Origin of the sequence: Pleomorphomonas sp. NRK KF1, assembly GCF_023721755.1 — a bacterium.
Classification (GTDB): Bacteria; Pseudomonadota; Alphaproteobacteria; order Rhizobiales; family Pleomorphomonadaceae; genus Pleomorphomonas.
On the sequence record NZ_JAMDLH010000004.1, the window covers coordinates 34,284 to 52,775 of the forward strand.

Annotated in this window: 14 protein-coding genes and 1 pseudogene; 6 read left to right on the top strand and 9 right to left on the bottom strand. The window is 66.1% G+C overall.

The window, feature by feature from the left end; all coding sequences use genetic code 11:
- Positions 1-10: 10 nt before the first annotated feature.
- Both M4J39_RS11610 and M4J39_RS11615 read left to right on the top strand, forming a co-directional pair.
- Positions 11-1,045, top strand: coding sequence for a macro domain-containing protein (locus M4J39_RS11610; RefSeq protein WP_251728031.1), 1,035 nt, complete (start codon positions 11-13; stop codon positions 1,043-1,045).
- Positions 1,042-1,632, top strand: coding sequence for a hypothetical protein (locus tag M4J39_RS11615; protein WP_251728033.1), 591 nt, complete (start codon positions 1,042-1,044; stop codon positions 1,630-1,632). The genes M4J39_RS11610 and M4J39_RS11615 overlap by 4 nt, the downstream gene beginning before the upstream one ends.
- A 177-nt stretch (positions 1,633-1,809) precedes the next feature.
- Here the strand turns inward: M4J39_RS11615 and M4J39_RS11620 are convergent, their stop codons facing one another.
- From M4J39_RS11620 to M4J39_RS11650, 7 genes are all read right to left on the bottom strand, one after another.
- Positions 1,810-2,136, bottom strand: coding sequence for a hypothetical protein (locus M4J39_RS11620; protein WP_251728034.1), 327 nt, complete (start codon positions 2,134-2,136; stop codon positions 1,810-1,812).
- 263 nt (positions 2,137-2,399) lie between these two features.
- Positions 2,400-3,281 (bottom strand): PfkB family carbohydrate kinase, encoded by an 882-nt coding sequence (locus tag M4J39_RS11625; RefSeq protein WP_251728035.1) that lies wholly within the window; start codon positions 3,279-3,281, stop codon positions 2,400-2,402.
- Positions 3,278-4,153, bottom strand: a complete 876-nt coding sequence (locus M4J39_RS11630) for a MurR/RpiR family transcriptional regulator (RefSeq protein ID WP_251728036.1) — start codon at positions 4,151-4,153, stop codon at positions 3,278-3,280. Before M4J39_RS11630 ends, M4J39_RS11625 begins: the two co-directional genes overlap by 4 nt.
- Positions 4,150-5,130: an ABC transporter permease gene (locus M4J39_RS11635; protein ID WP_251728038.1), complete on the bottom strand. Its 981-nt coding sequence runs from the start codon at positions 5,128-5,130 to the stop codon at positions 4,150-4,152. Before M4J39_RS11635 ends, M4J39_RS11630 begins: the two co-directional genes overlap by 4 nt.
- A 12-nt stretch (positions 5,131-5,142) precedes the next feature.
- The gene (locus tag M4J39_RS11640; protein ID WP_251728039.1) at positions 5,143-6,666 is read right to left on the bottom strand and encodes a sugar ABC transporter ATP-binding protein; all 1,524 of its coding nucleotides are present in this window, start codon (positions 6,664-6,666) and stop codon (positions 5,143-5,145) included.
- Between the two features lie 55 nt (positions 6,667-6,721).
- On the bottom strand, positions 6,722-7,783 hold the full coding sequence (locus M4J39_RS11645; protein WP_251728040.1) for a substrate-binding domain-containing protein: 1,062 nt from the start codon (positions 7,781-7,783) through the stop codon (positions 6,722-6,724).
- A 58-nt stretch (positions 7,784-7,841) separates the two neighbouring features.
- A complete protein-coding gene (locus M4J39_RS11650) occupies positions 7,842-8,819 on the bottom strand; it encodes a sugar phosphate isomerase/epimerase (protein WP_251728627.1) in 978 nt (325 codons plus the stop codon).
- A 644-nt stretch (positions 8,820-9,463) separates the two neighbouring features.
- Here M4J39_RS11650 and M4J39_RS11655 point away from each other — a divergent pair.
- The 4 genes from M4J39_RS11655 to M4J39_RS11670 are packed head-to-tail and all read left to right on the top strand — an operon-like array spanning position 9,464 to position 13,038.
- Positions 9,464-10,243, top strand: coding sequence for an ABC transporter permease (locus tag M4J39_RS11655; RefSeq protein WP_251728042.1), 780 nt, complete (start codon positions 9,464-9,466; stop codon positions 10,241-10,243).
- 4 nt (positions 10,244-10,247) lie between these two features.
- A complete protein-coding gene (locus tag M4J39_RS11660; RefSeq protein WP_251728043.1) occupies positions 10,248-11,000 on the top strand; it encodes an ATP-binding cassette domain-containing protein in 753 nt (250 codons plus the stop codon).
- A gap of 23 nt (positions 11,001-11,023) precedes the next feature.
- Entirely contained in the window at positions 11,024-11,989 is a 966-nt protein-coding gene (locus M4J39_RS11665) for an ABC transporter substrate-binding protein (RefSeq protein WP_251728044.1), read from the top strand.
- The gene (locus tag M4J39_RS11670) at positions 11,986-13,038 is read left to right on the top strand and encodes an FmdE family protein (protein WP_251728046.1); all 1,053 of its coding nucleotides are present in this window, start codon (positions 11,986-11,988) and stop codon (positions 13,036-13,038) included. The genes M4J39_RS11665 and M4J39_RS11670 overlap by 4 nt, the downstream gene beginning before the upstream one ends.
- 371 nt (positions 13,039-13,409) lie before the next feature.
- On the opposite strand, the pseudogene metH reads toward M4J39_RS11670, so the two are convergent.
- Positions 13,410-17,215 (bottom strand): annotated as a pseudogene (gene metH, locus M4J39_RS11675) (methionine synthase).
- A 26-nt stretch (positions 17,216-17,241) separates the two neighbouring features.
- Complete coding sequence (locus M4J39_RS11680) at positions 17,242-18,435, bottom strand: AAA family ATPase (protein ID WP_251728047.1); 1,194 nt, start codon at positions 18,433-18,435, stop codon at positions 17,242-17,244.
- Positions 18,436-18,492 lie beyond the last annotated feature (57 nt).

An 18,492-nucleotide genomic window follows, 5' to 3' on the forward strand; every position in this document is an offset into this window, starting at 1 on the left:
GAGGGTGGCGATGATTGAGTTCAAGACAGGCGACATTCTCCAGGCGGACGTGGAAGCGCTCGTCAACACGGTGAACTGCGTCGGCGTCATGGGGCGAGGCATCGCCTTGCAGTTCAAGAACGATTTTCCGGAGAACTTCAGAGCCTATGAAGTGGCCTGCGCGCGCGATGAAGTGCAGCCGGGCCGGATGTTCGTGTTCGAGACGCGGACCATGACCAATCCGAAGTTCATCATCAACTTTCCGACCAAGCGCCATTGGCGTGGCAAAAGCCGGATGGAGGACATCGACTCCGGCCTGAAGGCCCTCGTCGAGGAGATCCGTGGTCGCGGCATCCGTTCGATTGCCATCCCGCCGCTTGGCAGCGGCCTCGGTGGGCTCGACTGGTCGGAGGTGCGTCCACGCATCGTTGAAGCCCTGCGCGACCTCGACGATCTCGACGTGATCATCTTCGAGCCGAACAGCGCCCCCGTCGCCACGAAGTCGCTCGACGTGCCCGACATGACGCCTGGGCGCGCCGCGCTAGTCGCACTGGTGCAGCGCTACCTCGGCGGCTTGATGGACCCATTCGTGACGCTGCTCGAAGTCCACAAGCTGATGTACTTCATGCAGGAAGCGGGCGAACCGCTGCGCCTGAAATATTCCAAGGCGCCCTACGGCCCCTATGCCGAGAACCTGCGCCACGTATTGCGAGCCGTCGAAGGCCACCTCGTGACCGGTTACGCCGATGGTGGCGATGCACCCGACAAGCAGATCGAACTGGTGCCAGGCGCGGTGAAGGATGCGGAAGCCTTCCTTGCCGACAAGGGCGAAACGGTTGCCCGGTTCGACCGCGTCGCCGACCTTGTCGAGGGCTTCGAAACGCCATTCGGCCTCGAGCTGCTCGCGACGGTTCATTGGGTGATGAAAAACGAACATGCCGCCACCGCCGATGAGGCGACAGTTCGGGTCCACGCCTGGAACGACCGCAAAAAGCGCTTCTCGCCACGCCAGATCGGCATCGCCTTCGACACCCTTAGTGCCAAGGGATGGATTGCCGCCGCATGAGCGCCGATGCCTCGCAGAAAGGGCTGGAGGCTGCCCCCATGCGCAGAGCCGGATTTGTTCGTTTCGCCTTGGTCAAGTTGGTGGTGCTGGCAATAGCCGTTGCACTGCTCTTCGTCGCATTCCAGTACTACCTCGTCGGCGTCGGTCGCGACCTCACTAGCTTCATTCCACCCGAGTTCGGGCGGCCCAAGCTGTTGGACAAGCGGATCGAAATGGGCTGCTTTTCGGCCCTGTACTCGCTGGAATCATTGTCGCAAAACGAAATTGGCAAAGCCCTCGCCAGCGATCATCCAACCTCAAGAGGACTTCTCGATCTTGAGGGCGCACAAAAGAAGAGCCGGGGCTTTTCTGTCGGCGCAGTGTTCGAGAAGTTCTCGAACCAAAAGATGCTGGACGACCGTAGCGATAGAGCATCCGTCGTGACCCTCGGCGCTTCGTGCGGCGGCAACGGCGAACGCTCCGTCAAAGACGATATCATCCAAGACGTTTTCAACAGCGACAAGATATTTCACGCATTTGGCGAAGGCGATCACACGGTCCTGCTTGTCGACCCGGATCGCAAACTGCTGCTTCTTGCGTCCTGGTGAAGGGGACCTCGCTGCCGAGAGGAAGGCGCGTTCCGACGCTCTCCTACGCCTCCGCTGCCCATCCACCCAATGAGTAACCGTCGGGATACCCCGGCACCGACCCGATGCGCCAGAGCCGCAGGTCGGCTGCACGACTGGCAAATGCTTCACCAAGCCAAGGCCTGCGACCGTCGTCGATCAAGACGCGACGGCCTTTCTGAGGTCCAGGCGGAAATGGGCCGGGCCGACCTCCTCGAACAGCACGGTATCGCCGACGGCGGCGTCGGTGCGTTCGAAGAAGGCTTTCACGAAATCCCGTTCGCGAATGAACTTGCGCGGGCGCCCGTGCTGCGATTTCGGAATCTCGGCTGTGACCTTCAGGCCCTTGTAGTCAAGGCGGATCGCCCGGGGCGGCTTGGCCGGCACACCTTCCACCGGCTCGGTCAGGCGCCCGAGAACGGCCGTGATGTAGATGTGGGAGTTCTTGAGGTTCCCCTCGGTCAGCTGGCTCTCGAAAACGGGCATGCTCTGTCTTCCTGGCTGTCGCCGGCTTGGTGCCGCGCCCATTCGGCGCGGATGCGGTCGAGCAGGAGTCTGGCGGGTCTGTCGTTCGGATAACGGAGGACCGTCATGAAAGCCAGAGCGAGCGCCGCCTTGGCTGGAGCGACCGGACGGACATAGTAGCACGCCAAGGCCGGGCAGCGAGGGCAAGCGGAAAATTTCGGTCGACGTGGCAAGGCTGCCCTCCCCCGCCGTTCGGGGCGAGGAAGCGAAGCCTTGCGCGCCCGTCAGCGCTCGTTCTCGGGCGTCGACACCAGCCTGGCGGCGGCGGCGTTGGCGGCTTCCAGCGCCGGACGCATCGCTTCGCCCCGCACGAGGCCGGCGGCGAGAACGCCGATGAACTCGTCGCCCGCCCCGTGGGTGCTGACCAGCCGGACCGGCACCGCCGGCAGGGCATAGGGGGCTTCGTCGGCGCCGGCATAGACCAGCCCGTCGCCGCCGAGCGTCACCACCACGTGGAGGAAGCGTTGGGCGAGCTCGGCGGCCACCCCGAGGGCATCCGACGGGCCGGTGACCTCCCGGCCTGAAACGTCGGCAGCTTCGACGGCGTTGACCACCAATATGTCCACGTTCGCCTGCAACTCGGCCGACAGGGCGCGCGCCGGGGCGGCGTTCAGTAGCACGCGGACGCCCGCCGCCCGCGCGGCGGCAGCGACCTTGGCGTTGGCCGCGTCGGGAACCTCGTTCTGCAGCACCAGGATGCCGGTGCGGGCGAGCAGTTCGGACGCGGCGACGACATCCGCCTCGCCCAGCGACAGGTTGGCGCCCGACACGATCACCGCGCCATAGTCGCCGTCTGCATCGAAGATCGCCACCGACATGCCGCTGCCGGCCGTGCCGAGGACGCGCACGTGGCGGCGGTCGACACCGCGCCGGTCGAGATTGGCGATGAGCGCCCGGCCGAAGTCGTCGTCGCCGACGGCGCCGATCATCGCGGCGGGAACGCCGGCCTTGGCCGCCGCCACCGCCTGGTTGCCGCCTTTGCCGCCGCACTTCGGGAACCAGGCCGACCCCGCCAGCGTCTCGCCCTTGCGCGGCCGGTCGGGGCTGTCGACCATGATGTCGTAGTGAAGGCTTCCGAACACGGTCACGAGCGGCTTGTCGGTCATGGCATCCTGTCTTTGCGTTTGGAATTCACGGCCGACATGGTCCTCTGGAGGTTCTGCTCGGCGGCGCGGTAGTTGCGCTGGGCGACGGCGACGAACACCGCGTCCATGATGTTGAGCTGGGCGATGCGGGCGGCGGCGTTTTCACCCATCAGCGGCGAGCCCTGCGCGGTGGAGCACAGGACGACGTCGGCGATCTGGGCCAGTGGCGACGTGTCGTAGTTGGTGAGAACGATCGAGCGGGCGCCGTTCTTGCGGGCGAGCTGCACCGCCTCGATGACGGCGGTGGTGTTGCCCGAGTGCGAGAAGGCCACCACGACATCGTCGCCGCCCAGGAGCGAGGCCGACATCAGCATCATGTTGGCGTCGTCGTAGACGGCGCTGCGGATGCCGATCCGGAGGAACTTGTGCGCCACGTCGCGGGCGATCTGGGCCGAACCGCCCACGCCGTAGAAGTCGCGCTGGCGTGCCCGGTGGATGAGGTCGGCGGCGCGGTCGAAGGCGGCGACGTCGAGGATGGCCAGCGTTTCCTGCAACGCGTGGATCGAGGTGTGGAACACCTTCTGGATGATCTCCTCGGAGGTGTCGTCCGGCGACAGCTCCTGATGCATCTCCGAGGTGGGCAGCTGGTTGTAGAGGGCGACGGCGTTGCGGAACTCGCGGAAGCCGGCGAAACCAAGCTTCTTGGTGATCTTGACCACCATCGCCTCGGAGACGCCGGCCTCACCGGCGATCTCCTTCAGCGTCGTCTCTTCGTTGAAGTCCCGGAGCCCGAAGACCGTGTCCACCACCTTGGCTTCGAGCGGCGTCAGGAGCGGCATCATCATGCGGATGCGCGGACCCACGGACTTCAGGTCAAGACTGCCGGTGTTCATCCTCTACCCCTGGTCATGCGGTCGATGATCATTGCGACGAGGATAATAAGACCGGTGGCGAGAAGTTGATAGAACGCCTGAACGTTCATCAACGTCAGACCGTTACGCATGGCGCCGAGAATGATGGCGCCGAGCAGCGTGCCGATGATCGAGCCCTTGCCGCCCATCAGCGACGCCCCGCCGATGGCCGACGCGGCGATGGCGTCGAGCTCCCAGAGGTTGCCGAGGATCGGTTCGGCGGCGCCGAGTCGCCCGATCAGGATGGAAGCCGTCAGCGCGGCCAGGAAGCCGGAGATGACGTAGGCGGCGATCTTGGTGAGGGCGATCGGCACACCGGCGATATAGGCCGCCTCCTCGTTGCCGCCCACCGCCAGGAGATACTCGCCGAGCGGCGTCTTCTTGAGGAGCACCCAGGCGACGATTGCCACCACGGCGACGATCAGGATCGGCGAGGGAACGCCGAAGACGGTGCCGTTGAAGATGGCGCGATAGCTGGCGGGGATGCCGAGCACCGGATTGCCGCCGGTGTAGATCAGCGCCAGAGCCCGGTAGGTCGACAGCGTGCCGAGCGTGACGATGAACGGCTGCAGGCCGACCACCGCCACCAGGACGCCGTTGATCAGGCCGCAGAGGGCGCCGAGCATCAGGCCGGCCAGGATGGCCAGCGGCACCGGAACGCCGGCCAGGAGCAGCGAGCCGGAGATGACGGCCGACAGCGCCGCCGTCGGCCCCACCGAGAGGTCGATGCCGCCCGACACGATCACCAGCGTCATGCCCAGGGCGAGGCAGGCGTTGAGGCTCGACTGTTGCAGGATGTTGAGAAGGTTGCGCTCGGAAATGAAGCCCGGCGCCAGCAGCGCGAACACCAGGAGAATGACGACGAGGCCGATCAGCGTGCCGGCGTCGCGCAGGGCAAGCGTACGCGGCGCCCGCAGGGACGAACCATCGGCACCATCGGTAGGGGAAACAGACGACATGGGAAGCACCCGTCAGGAATGGGAAATGGACTGGCCGGCATAGCCGGGGATGGCGTGGGCGACGATCCGCTGCTCGGTGAGTCCCTCGCTCGGAAGCTCGGCCGCCAGTTCGCCCTCGCGCATCACCAGCACGCGGTCGGACAGGCGGATCACCTCGGGCAGCTCGGACGACACGACGATGATCGAGTGCCCCTCCGAGGCCAGCCGCTCGATCAGCGCGTGGATCTCCGACTTGGCGCCGACGTCGATGCCGCGCGTCGGCTCGTCGAACAGCAGGATCTGGCTGCTGGCGGCCAGCCAGCGGGCGATGATGCCTTTCTGCTGGTTGCCGCCGCTGAACAGGCGGATCGGCCGATCCGGCAGGAAGGGCCGGAGGTTGACGCCCTTGAGGTGCCGCTCGGCCGCCTTGTCGAGCTGGCGCCGGGCGATCAGGCCGCCGACCGAGTGGCGGCGCAGCGACGGCAGGCTGAGGTTGCTGGTCACCGAGCGGAGCGGGATGATGCCCTCGCGCTTGCGTTCCTCCGGGCAGAGGCCGACACCGGCGGCGATGGCCTCGCGCGGGTTGCGGAAGGCGACGGGCTTGCCGTCGATGGTCAGCGTGCCGGCCGAGCGGCGGTCGGCGCCGGCGATCAGGCGCAGCAGCTCGGAGCGTCCCGAACCGACGAGGCCGGCGATGCCGAGCACTTCGCCCTTGTGCAGGCGGAAGGAGACGTCGCGCACCCGCGACACCGCCGAACTGAGCCCCACCGCCTCAAGCTTGACCTCGTCGGTGACGAACGACCGGTGGGTCTCCTGGCTGAGCTCGCGCCCCACCATCAGCGAGACGATTTCCTTCTGGTCGACGCCGGCCAGGCTGCGCGAGCCGACCACGGCGCCGTCGCGCATGATGGTGGCGCGGTGGCCGATGCGGAACACCTCGTCCATCTTGTGCGACACGTAGATGATGGAGACGCCGCTGGCGGCGAGGCTGGCGACGATCTCGGCCAGCCGGTCGAACTCGCTCGGCGTCAGGCTGGACGTCGGCTCGTCCATGGCGACGATGCGCGCCTCGTCGAGAAGAGCGCGGGCGATCTCGACGATCTGGCGTTGCGCCACCTTCAGCGTCCGGATGGGCGCGGCGGGATCGATCGAGGGATCGATGCGGGCGAGCGCCACGGCGGCCCGCCGCTGCTGCTCGGCCCTGTCGACCACCAGGCCGCCGAGCCGCGTCAGCTGGTGGCCGAGGAACATGTTCTGCGCCACGGTCAGGTGCTGCACCTGCTGCAATTCCTGGTGGATCATGGCGATGCCGGCGGCGCGGGCCTGGATCGGCTTGCGCAGCACGAGTTCGCGGCCATCGACCAGAACCTTTCCGGAGGTCGGGCGCAACCCGCCCGACAGGATCCTGAGCAAGGTCGACTTGCCGGCGCCGTTCTCGCCGAGCAGCGCGTGGATTTCGCCGGCCGCGACCTCGAAGGTCACGTCGGACAGCGCGCGCACGCCGGGGAACTCCTTCGTCACCCCTTCGAAGCGCAGACGGGGTACGGGCTGGTTCATCAATACATCCTCCGGCGGGCGCCGACCGCACGGCCGGCGCCCCTCCTCAAGAGACTTACTTCTTCTCGTCTTCGATCAGCACGGCGCGCAGGTTGTCGCCGGCATCCTGATAACGGGCGACGTTGTCCTTGGTGATCAGCGCCTGCGGGGTAGAGACGACGCGCGGCAGCGCCTGGCCGGACACGAGGCGCAGGGCGGTCTCCATGGCGACTTCGCCGGTGAGAACCGGGAAGCTGTCGACCGTGCCGGTCAGTTCGCCGGCCTTGATCGAGGCATAGGCGTCGGAGATGCCATCGGTGCCGAACACCGCCACCTTATCGGCGAGACCGGCGGCCTTGACCGCCTCGACCACGCCGAGGGCCATGCCGTCGTTGTTGCAGTAGAAGCCGATAAGGTCGGGGTGCTGCTGCAGGATGTTGGTGGCCGCGTCATAGGAGGTCTGGCGGTCCCAGTTGCCCGGCACCGAGGCGACCACCTGGAACTTGTCGGAGTCGGTGGTGATGGTGGTCTTGAAGCCGTCGGTGCGCTGCACGGCGGCATAGACGCCGGCCTGCCCTTCGACGATGGCCACCTTGCCGCCCTCGGGACGGTTCTCGATGAACCAGCGGGCGACGCGCACGCCGTTGTCGCGCTGGACGTTGCCGACATAGTGCTCGGCGCTCGGGATCACCGCGTCATTGACGTTGACGACGGGAATGTTGGCGGCCTTGGCCTGCTCCATCATCGGCTGCAGGTTGGCGTCGGTCTGCGGCGACACCAGCAACACGTCGTAGCCCTGGGTGATCAACCCCTCGGCAATGGTCAGCTGGCCGAGCTGGTCGCCCTCGCTCTGGGCGGCCTGATAGACAACCGAAACGCCGACCTTGTCGGCATACTTCTGATAGCCTTCGCCAAGCGACCGCCAGTATTCGTTGGTCAGCGTCTTGGACACGCCGCCGACGCGCAGGCCGGACTTCAGGGTCGGCATCGGGCCGAACTTGGCGTCGAGCTCGGACCAGGTGATGCGGTCCTTCTCGGTGTCGGAGTTCAGCTTGGCCAGCTCCGCCGCCCAGGCCGAACCGGCCATGAACGCCAGGGCGACCGTCGCGCAGACTGTCGATCTGAAAATGGTCCTCATAGTCGTCGTCCTCCCATCAAGTAGAAAGTGGCCGGCGCCGACGTCGGCGCCGACGGATTCAGGCGCCGCCAAAGGTGAGTTCGTTGACAATGGCGAGGGCCGAAACGGCGTCCTGCCGGGCGATGGCCGCGGCAAGACGATTGTCGCCGTCGAGACGATCCATGACGGCGAACATCCGGCGCACCGTCGCGATGTTCACTTCGCATTCGTGAACGGGATCGAGACCGGTGGTGTCGGGGAAGGTGTCGAAGTAGATGGCGCCGCCGTAGCCGTCGGCGCGCATCTGGCGCAGGAGCTCGATGGTCTGCAGCGGATGCACCGAGCCCACCATCAGGCCGTCGTCGCGCTTGGCATAACCATCGTTGAGATGAATGCCGAGAATGCGGCTGTGGCTGCCGGCCAGTGCGGCGGCGAAAGCCGGCTGCTCGTCGGCGTAGAGCACATGGGCGAGGTCGAGCGTGATGCCGAGGTTCGGCCGGGCGACGTCGGCGATGGCGAGAAGCGTGGTGGCGCAGTCGGGCATCACGGCGAAGGAGCGCGGCTCGTTCGGCTTGTACTCAATGCTGATCAGGCAGTCGGGGTCATGGTCGCAGACCTCGCGAATGCCCTCGATCTCGTCTTGCCACAGCTTGCGATAGTCGGCCTGGAACGCATAGTCGAAGCCATCCTGCCCGAGCCACAGCGTCATCAGGGCCGTGCCCATTTCCCGGGCCGCGTCGATGCCGCGCTTGGTCATGTCGATCGCCTCGCGACGAACGACCGGGTCGGGGTTGGTGAAGGCGCCGATCTTGAAGGCCGGGTTGGAGTAGTAGCGCATGGCGAGGCCGTTGATCTCGAGACCGAGATCGCGAACCTGGCGGGCCATGGCTGCCGGCTGCCCCGGGACGTGGTCGGGAAAGTTGAGATCGACGTCGGTAAGCCCGCTCACCTTGGCCGCGCGCGCCGCCATCTGGGTGACGGAGGGCTTGCCGCTGAGGCCGGGCCACTCCAGTTCCGGACGACAGGCGAATGAATTGAGGCGAGTGGCAAAACGCAGGTCAGACACGGAAACACCCTTTCTGCAAAAGCGATTTCAACATCACAAAAAAACATCAATTAGTGAAGTTAGAATGATCACCTACGACCTACGCCTTTAGTCGTAGTGGCGTCGGGGAGAATGGCGCGCGGTGGTGGCAGGGCGCGCGTCACGCGCAACCTCTACGGTATTTGGCTGGAAAACGCCTGTTGCAACGGCTTTTCATTTGCGCCTTCGAGGCATCGAAGCCGCCCCGGAAGCCCGGTGACAGCCGCGCGGCAGCGACCGGGGCATCATATGGGCATCGCCATAAGTTCACAAATTTCTGACAATTGTGAAGTTATGCGACACTCAGGCGCTTGCGCCGCCATCCTCGCTGGAATCAGCATGTCAAGCCATGGGCGAGCCGCGTTTCGCTTGCCGATCCTGTTCCGAAAGGCGCATATGTTGTCGGCCGCGACCGTCGCGTGAGCCGAAGGCGTCGGAGGAGGGCTTTCGGCCGCAAGCCTCGACCCCGGAACTTGGAGGGCAGCGGCCGCTGCAACGGGTCATCGCGGAAACTGACGTCGAGAGACCTCGACATCCCAAGCGGTTATCCCCGCCTCATCCGGGTAAGCGCGTAGTTGACTCGTCTGCCTGCCATCCACCATGCATTGAACATGCGAATGAGATGCAAAAATGATCTGCGGCCGGCCATCCTGCCGCTATCTGTTCTCGCGGTCTGGGTGATCGCTTCGTCGGCCGGGTTGACCAACGCCTACCTGCTGCCCTCGCCGGGGCGCATCGCCGAGGCGGCCGGCGAGCTTCTGGTCGATGGGGAGCTGCTGCGGCACATTGTCGCCAGCCTGTGGCGTGTGCTGTTCGGCTTTGCCCTCACCGCCCTCCTCGCCCTGCCGCTGGCCTTTCTCACCGGCATCTTCGCGCCGCTCGGCGGCTATCTCAGCTGGGTTCTCGAAGCGCTGCGCGTCACGCCGCCGCTGGCGCTGGTGCCGCTGCTGATTCTCTGGCTCGGCATCGGCGAGGCATCGAAGCTGACCATCGTCGTGCTGGCGAGCTTCTTCCCCGTCTACATGAATGCTCTCGCCGGCATCCGCGAGGCCGACGGCAAGCTGATCGAGCTGGCCCGCACCCTCGACCTCACCCGCCGAGAGACGGCGCTGCACGTGCTGCTGCCGTCGGCGCTGCCCGGCATCGTCAACGGCCTCCGGCTCGGCTTCGGCTACAGCTGGCGGGCGCTGGTCGGCGCCGAGCTGGTCGCCGCCTCGGCCGGCCTCGGCTACCTGATCATCGACGCCAGCGAGATGGCCCGCACCGACCGCGTCTTCGTCGGCATCTTCGCCATCGCCGCGCTCGGCGCCCTGACCGACTGGCTGTTCCGCCGCGCCGCCGCCCGGCTGATGCCCTGGCGCGCCGACGCCGGCCGCGTCAGCGGACTGGAGGGCTGACGCCGTGTACGGCCTGACCATCACCGGCCTCCGCCGCCGCTTCGACATCTCCGGTCGCTCGATCGACGCGCTGGATGGCATCGACCTCACCATCGCCTCGGGCGAGCTGCTGGCCGTGGTCGGCCATAGCGGCTGCGGCAAGACCACGCTCCTGCACCACGTCGCCGGACTGCAACGCCCCGATGCCGGCACCATCGCCTTCGAGGGCCCCGACGGCCCAGCCGCCAGCGCCCGCTTCGGCATGGTGTTCCAGGAGCCGCGCCTGATGCCCTGGAAGACGGTGCGCGGCAATCTCGAACTGGCCCTGAAGCACATCGCCAGCGGCGCCGAGGCCGAGAGCCGGATCGCCGACGCGCTCGAAACCGTCGGCCTTGCCGCCTTCGCCGACGCCTGGCCGCACCAGCTCTCCGGCGGCATGGCGCAGCGCGTGTCGCTGGCTCGCGCGCTCTGCCGCGAGCCGGACATCCTGCTGCTCGACGAACCGTTCGGCGCCCTCGACGCGCTGACGCGCAGCCGCATTCACGGCGAGTTCGCCGCCATCCGGCTGCGCCGCCCGCTGACCACCATCCTCGTCACCCACGACATCGCCGAGGCGGTGCGCCTTGCCGACCGCGTCGCCATCATGCAGGCCGGACGCCTGACGGCCGTCTTCGACATCGACCTCCCCCACCCCCGCCCGTTGGCGGCGCCCGGCCTTGCCGAAGAGGTGGCCACCATCACCGCCGCCGTTCTCGGCGACACCATTTCCCAAGCATAATCAATCACTCAGGAGAAACGCTCATGTTGAGATCGCTCGTCCGTTCCGCCGCCGCCTTGGCCATCGCCACCCTCTGCGCCGGCAGCGCCTTCGCCGCCGAGCCGCTGAAGGAGATCAACATCTCCTACGTGGAATCGCCGTTCAACCTGCAGACCATCGTCATGCGCAAGCAGGAACTGCTGGAGAAGGAGTTCGCCGCCGACGGCGTCAAGATCAACTGGCACAACATCACCTCCGGCGCCCAGCAGGCCCAGGCGATGGCCGCCGGCTCGCTCGACATCGGCGGCGTCATGAACACCACCTCGGTGCTGCTCGCCAATGCCGGCGGCAACCCGGTGCTGATCGCCGCCGGCGTCAGCCGCCCGGCCGAGACCTTCGCCATCCTCGGCAAGGCCGGCGGCCCGACGACCATCGAAGACCTCAAGGGCAAGCAGGTGGTCGGCCCGCGCGGCACCGTCCTGCACCAGATCCTGGCGGCGGCGCTCGCCTCCAAGGGCATGAGCCTTGATGACGTCGAGTTCATCGGCATGGACCTGCCCAAGTCGCAGGCCGCCCTCGTGGCCGGCCAGACCGACGCGGCTCTGCTTGCCGCCAGCCTGAAGATCAAGGCGGAAGCAGCCGGCGCCACGGTGATCGCCACCGCCGACGGCCTCGTCAATCCGGTGCTGGTGATGGGCGTCTCCAAGGCCTTCGCCGACGCGCACCCCGACGCCGTCGCCCGCGTGCAGCGCGTCAACACCGAGGCGACCGCCTGGGTGCTCGCCCATCTCGACGAGGCCACCGAGATCGGCGCCAAGGAACAGGGCATCCCGCTCGAGGACGGCAAGAAGCTGGCCGCCTGGGGCAACTTCACCGACACGCTGACCGAGGCCGACATCGCCAGCATCAAGGACGACATGACGTTCCTCATCGACAACGACATGATGAAGGGCACCGTCGACGTCGAAGCGCTGATGCTGCCGGGCGCCCTGGCGGGTACTGCAAAGTGAAGACCTTTCTCGAAGTCCGCGAACGCGACGGCGCGTTCGCCATCCGCCACGACGACCTCCTGGCCTATGCCGGGCCGTCGCAGCTCATCGCCTGCACGCTGACCTTCCTGCTGTTCGAGCGGGCCTTCGCCGACCTGTCGCCCGGCGCGCCGCCGCGCCGCGACGACATCCGCCTGCGCACCGCCTTCCCCGGCGATGGCGTCCACGCCGCCATGGAAATGGTGGCGCGGGCCGTCACCGACGGGCGGCTGGTGGTCGACACGCGGCTCGGCCCGCCGGAGGCGCCCCCCGCCCCGGCCGGCCGCTTCTACTTCGAGGTGGCCATCGGCAACGCCGCGCGGGCCTACTGGCCCAAGCCCGGCGTCTTCGACGACCGCTTCATCGACATGGTGGTGAACTATCAGGACGGCGGCGGCGGGCCGAAGGCGCAGGCCGACTACCTCGCCTACAAGCACGACCTGATCGGCCGCCTCAGGAGCATGGCGATCGGCGACCTGTTCGAAAGCCGGGAGATCCCCGCCTGGACCGTTCCGCCGCCGCCGGCCCCGATCGAGGTGATCGACCACGGCACGCTGCTGCGCGTCACCTTCGCCGACTGCGTCGCCTATCACGGGCGCACCAGCATCGGCGGCCTGGCGCTGGGCTACCGGCTGCTGCAGCACGCCTTTGCCAGGCTCAGCCCCGGCGCGACGCCGGACCGCGACGAGATCAGCGTCTTCACCGCCTTCCCCGGCCCCGGCCTCAGGGACGCGCTGGAGCTTGTCACTCGCGCGGTGACGCGCGGCGCCTACAAGGCCGACCCGGCCGCCGACGTGCCAGGGCCGGCAGGCGTCACCGGCCGCATGTACTTCGAGGTGGAGATCGCCGGCCGCCGTTTGCGCCTCGCGCTCATAGAGGGAGCGATCGGCGAGGAGTTCATCCGCCTCGGCCGCAAGAGCAAGGCCGGCGAAGCCACGCCCGCCGACGAAGCACGCTGGACCGAACTCAAGGAAGCCCTCGCCGTCGCGGTTCTCTCGACGCCCGCCGCCGACCTGTTCGTCGAGCTTTGAAAACGGGGTCGCGCGCCACGGCGCGCGGCCGCCTCCATCAAACTGTCACGCTCGCGAAGTCTGAAAGAACGGCTGATCGCAGGAGCTAACAAGTGAGCCTGATAAAAGCCTCAGCGCCTTCTCGTCCTGAGGTCCTCGCCTTCGCGAGGATGACAGGAAATTGATATAGAACAAATAGATAGAACGCTGCGCTTAGACCTTCGAGGTCGAACCCACCGTGAGGGCATGCGATGCGCTGAGTGAGTTCGCACGCGGCTTATTCCACTGCCCCGTCATATAGAGCTGTCATCCTGGCGCAGGCCAGGACCTCAGGCAGAGCAAAGCTATCCGGCCGATATCGCGCTCCATGCGCTCAACGCTATTGCCACCACCTACCCCGCCGCCCGCTTCGGCTCGTAGTTCAGGATCGGCGCCAGCCAGCGCTCCGCCGTCGCCATGTCCCAGCCCTTGCGGGCGGCGTAGTCGGCGACCTGGTCGGCGTCGATCTTGCCGACGCCGAAATACTGGCTGTCGGGGTGGCTGAAGTAGAGGCCGGAGACGGCGGCGCCGGGCCACATGGCGTAGCTCTCGGTCAGCTCTATGCCTGCCTTCTCGGTCGCATCGAGCAGCCGGAACAGCGTGCCCTTCTCGGTATGGTCGGGCTGGGCCGGATAGCCGGGGGCCGGGCGGATGCCGCGATACTTCTCGGCGATGATCTCGTCCGGCGTCAGCGTCTCGTCGGGCGCGTAGCCCCAGAACTCGCAGCGCACCAGGGCGTGCATGCGCTCGGCGAAGGCCTCGGCGAGGCGGTCGGCCAGCGACTGCGACAGGATCTTGGAATAGTCGTCGTTGGCGCGGGAGAAACGCTCGGCCACGGCGTCCTCGCCGAAACCGGTGCTGACGGCGAAACCGCCGACATAATCGGCAAGGCCGGTTTCCTTCGGCGCCACGAAGTCGGTGATCGAGAAGTTGGCCCGCGTATTACCGCGCGCCATCTGCTGGCGAAGGCCGTGGAAGACGGCGAGCCGCTCCTGGCGGTCGTCGTCGGTGTAGAGCTCGATGTCGTCGCCCACCGCGTTGGCCGGCCAGAAGCCGATGACGGCGCGGGCCGTCAGCCACTTCTCCTCGACCATCTGCTTCAGCATCGCCTGCGCGTCTTCAAAGAGCGGCCGCGCCGCCTTGCCATAGGTGGCGTCGTCGAGGATCTGCGGGTAACGGCCGCGCATCTCCCAGGTGGAGAAGAACGGCGTCCAGTCGATATAGGGCACGAGTTCCGAGAGGTCGTAGCTCTCGAACACCTTGGTGCCCAGGAACGTCGGCCGGGGCGGCACGTAGCCCTCCCACGCGGGCGCGAAGCGGTTGGCGCGGGCGTCAGTGATGGTGAGCCGCCGCTTCTCTTCGCGGCTGCGCGCATGCTCCTCGGCAATGCGGGCGTATTCGGCCTTGATGTCGTCGATGTAGACCACCTTGCGGTCGGACAGGAGCGACGACGCCACGCCGACGGCACGGCTGGCGTCGGTCACGTAGACAGCCTGCCCCTTGGCGTAATTGGGGTGGATCTTGACGGCGGTGTGGACGCGGCTCGTCGTGGCGCCGCCGATCATCAGCGGCACCTCGAAGCCCTGCCGCTCCATCTCGGCGGCCACGTGGCACATCTCGTCGAGCGAGGGGGTGATCAGGCCGGAGAGGCCGATGATGTCTGCCTTCACCTCGCGCGCCGTGTCCAGGATCTTCTGCGCCGGCACCATCACGCCGAGATCGACCACCTTGAAGTTGTTGCAGGCGAGGACGACGCCGACGATGTTCTTGCCGATGTCGTGCACGTCGCCCTTCACCGTCGCCATCAGCACGGTGCCGGCCGAGGAATCCTCGGTGATCCCCAGCTCTTCCTTTTCCTTCTCCATGAAGGGCATCAGCCAGGCCACCGCCTGCTTCATGACGCGGGCCGATTTCACCACCTGCGGCAGGAACATCTTGCCGGCGCCGAACAGGTCGCCGACCACGTTCATGCCGGCCATCAGCGGCCCTTCGATGACGTGCAATGGCCGCTCGGCCTTGAGCCGCGCCTCCTCGGTATCCTGTTCGATGAACTCGGTGATGCCATGGACGAGGGCGTGCTCCAGCCGCTTCTCCACCGGCAGCTCGCGCCAGGCGAGATCGACCACCCGCTCCTTGGCACCGGTGCCGGCATAGCGCGCCGCCGCGTCAACGAGGCGCTCGGTGGCGTCCGGCCGGCGGTTGAGCACCACGTCCTCGCAGAGGTCGCGCAGTTCCGGGTCGAGCTGGTCGTAGACGCCGAGCTGGCCGGCGTTGACGATGCCGAAGTCCATGCCGGCGGCAATCGCGTGGTAGAGGAAGACGGTGTGCATCGCCTCGCGCACCGGCTCGTTGCCACGGAAAGAGAAGCTGAGGTTGGAGACGCCGCCCGACACGTGGGCGCCCCTGAGGTTCTGGCGGATCCAGCGCGTCGCCTCGATGAAGTCGACGCCGTAGTTGTTATGCTCCTCGATGCCGGTCGCCACCGCGAAGATGTTGGGATCGAAGATGATGTCCTCGGGCAGCACGCCGACCGTCTCGGTCAGGATCTTGTAGCTGCGGGCGCAGATGTCGATCTTGCGCTGGTAGGTGTCGGCCTGCCCCGTCTCGTCGAAGGCCATCACCACCATGGCCGCGCCATAGCGGCGCACCAGCCTGGCGTGGTGGATGAAGGCGTCCTCGCCTTCCTTGAGCGAGATCGAGTTGACGATGCCCTTGCCCTGAAGGCACTTGAGGCCGGCCTCGATCACCGTCCATTTCGACGAGTCCACCATCACCGGCACGCGGGCGATGTCCGGCTCGGCCGCCATCAGGTTCAGGAAGTTGACCATGGCCGCTTCGCTGTCGAGCAAGCCCTCGTCCATGTTGACGTCGATGACCGTCGCCCCGCCTTCCACCTGGTCGCGCGCCACGGCCAGCGCCGCCGCGTAATCGCCCTCGCGGATCAGCTTGCGGAAGCGCGCCGAGCCCGTGACGTTGGTCCGTTCGCCGACCATGACGAAGCTGGCGGAAGAGGCGGAAGTATCGGTCATGGCAAGGATTATCCCGGCAATCAGGTCACGGTTACAGCAATAGGCGGTTCGGCTGGTATCGGCTAGGCCCCGATCACCGTCGGCTCCAGGCCCGAGAGGCGCATGCGCGGATCGATCTTCGGCGGCACGCGCGGCGGCAGGCCCTTCACCGCCTCGGCGATCGCCTTGATATGCGGCGGCGTGGTGCCGCAGCAGCCGCCGACGATGTTGACGAGGCCGGAGGTGGCAAACTCGCCGACCAGTGCGGCCATCGCCTCGGGGCTCTCGTCATACTCGCCGAACTCGTTGGGCAGGCCGGCGTTGGGATAGGCGCAGATCAGCGTATCCGACACGCGCGACAGGTCGGCGATGTGGGCGCGCATCTCGCGGGCGCCCAGCGCGCAGTTGAGCCCGATGGAGAGCAGCCCGGCGTGGCGCACCGAATACCAGAAGGCCTCGGCCGTCTGGCCCGACAGCGTGCGGCCCGAGAGATCGGTGATGGTGCCGGACACCGAGATCGGCAGCCGCAGGCCCCGCTCCTCGAACACCTCCTCGGTGGCGAACAGCGCCGCCTTGGCATTCAGTGTGTCGAACACCGTCTCGATCATGATGATGTCGGCGCCGCCGTCGATCTGGCCGCGCACAGCCTCGGCATAGGCGCGGCGCAGCTCGTCGAAGGTGATGGCCCGGAAGCCGGGATTGTTGACGTCGGGCGAGATCGACGCCGTGCGGTTGGTCGGCCCGAGCGCGCCGGCGACGAAGCGCGGCTTGTCCGGCGTCTTCTCGGTGTAGACGTCGGCGGCCCGACGGGCGATGCGGGCGGATTCGAGGTTCAGCTCGTAGGCCAGCTCCTCCATGCCGTAATCTGCCTGGGCGACGAAGGTCGAGGAGAAGGTATTGGTCTCCAGAATGTCGGCGCCGGCTTCGAGATACTGGCTGTGGATGTCGAAGATCACGTCGGGCCGGGTGATCGACAACAGGTCGTTGTTGCCCTTGAGGTCCTTCGGCCAGTCCTTGAAGCGCTCGCCGCGAAAGTCGGCTTCGGTCAGCTTGAAGCGCTGGATCATGGTGCCCATGGCGCCGTCGATCACCAGGATGCGCTGGGCGGCCAGCTCGCGCAGGCGGCGTTCGGTCGGAGAAGTGAGAACCATCGCAAGCTCCTTGGCAGGTCTACGTTTCAAGCGGACTTCCAATCGTTTCCCGGCATGACCCGCCGCATGTAGGCATCGAACATTGGAACAGTGAAAGCAGTATCTCCATGTTGCTGGGAGTATATCATGCCCTTCTGGATCAACTTCGCACGGATTGGTGCGACCGTGCTCACCTTGACTCCCAGTACCTCCGAGATTGCGCCGGATTTCTGAGGCCCTTGCCCCAGCTCCGCCAGCGCGCGCAAATAACGCTTCTCTGACGGGGTGCATCTGTCGAACCGCACCCTGAAGAAGCTCTCATCAAGAACTCTCAGCGCCTTTCCCGTTGCCAACTCCACATCCGGCGCGCCGATTTCCGGGCCAGCGGAAACATTCCAGGCTTCATATCCCCACTGCTGCAGGAAATAGGGATAGCGCTCGGTTACTTCGAGCATTCGCGTCAACGCATCGGGCGAGAACGATACCCCGAATGGCGCAACGGGTTCTGCCAGGGCCGATGTCGCCGCTTCTGGCGGCAGGGCATCGACACGTGGAAAATCGAAAAGTCGCTCGGCGTATGACTTGGAGTTCCCGGCCAAGCCCAGAATTTGAGGCAAACCCGCCGCCACGAGCAAAAACGGCAGACGCTCCTGATTGATCTTGTGCACGGCCATTATCAGTGCGCCGAACTCCTTTTCATTCAGGTATTGCAGCTCATCGATCAGGAGAGCCACCGCCGTATCGGCCGCTTTGGCAGCTTCACCCACCGCTACGAACAGCGCGGAAAGGTCGGCTTCAAAATCCCCGCTGTCGGCAACACCAACTTCCGGGTCCACTCCCAGCTCATACTCGATTTCGTTGTGGGTCACCTTGATGGAGCCGATGAAACTCCGAAGAACTCGCAATCCACGCGAAACTTTCTCTTTGGCATTCGCGATGATATCGAGGGAGTAGAGTATTGAGCGAAGCTGTGGGATCAAGAGTGCGGCAAGAGACTTGCCTTCATGCGCTTCGGTCAACAAGGCTTTGATACCGTCCCGTTCCGCCTGTTCCTTGATGCGGACAAGAAGAACGGTTTTTCCGACGCCTCGAAGCCCGACTAGTATCAGGCTTTTCGCCGGAGTGCCGCGTTTGACACGAGCTATGGCAATCCGCGCCTGCTCCAAGAGGGAGTCACGGCCCGCGAGTTCCGGCGGAGGACTGCCTGCCCCAGGGACGAACGGATTTTTGATCGGGTCCACGATTCTACCTCTATTAGGCGAGTTTATCAAAAAATAGATAACTCAGCATAACGTTAC

Bases quoted from the DNA above. Each gene is read 5' to 3' on its own strand.
- M4J39_RS11610 (WP_251728031.1), top strand. From the start codon at position 11: ATGATTGAGTTCAAGACAGGCGACATTCTCCAGGCGGACGTGGAAGCG.
- M4J39_RS11625 (WP_251728035.1), bottom strand. From the start codon at position 3,281: ATGACCGACAAGCCGCTCGTGACCGTGTTCGGAAGCCTTCACTACGAC.
- M4J39_RS11635 (WP_251728038.1), bottom strand. From the start codon at position 5,130: ATGTCGTCTGTTTCCCCTACCGATGGTGCCGATGGTTCGTCCCTGCGG.
- M4J39_RS11620 (WP_251728034.1), bottom strand. From the start codon at position 2,136: ATGCCCGTTTTCGAGAGCCAGCTGACCGAGGGGAACCTCAAGAACTCC.
- M4J39_RS11645 (WP_251728040.1), bottom strand. From the start codon at position 7,783: ATGAGGACCATTTTCAGATCGACAGTCTGCGCGACGGTCGCCCTGGCG.
- M4J39_RS11640 (WP_251728039.1), bottom strand. From the start codon at position 6,666: ATGAACCAGCCCGTACCCCGTCTGCGCTTCGAAGGGGTGACGAAGGAG.
- M4J39_RS11655 (WP_251728042.1), top strand. From the start codon at position 9,464: ATGAGATGCAAAAATGATCTGCGGCCGGCCATCCTGCCGCTATCTGTT.
- M4J39_RS11615 (WP_251728033.1), top strand. From the start codon at position 1,042: ATGAGCGCCGATGCCTCGCAGAAAGGGCTGGAGGCTGCCCCCATGCGC.
- M4J39_RS11665 (WP_251728044.1), top strand. From the start codon at position 11,024: ATGTTGAGATCGCTCGTCCGTTCCGCCGCCGCCTTGGCCATCGCCACC.
- M4J39_RS11630 (WP_251728036.1), bottom strand. From the start codon at position 4,153: ATGAACACCGGCAGTCTTGACCTGAAGTCCGTGGGTCCGCGCATCCGC.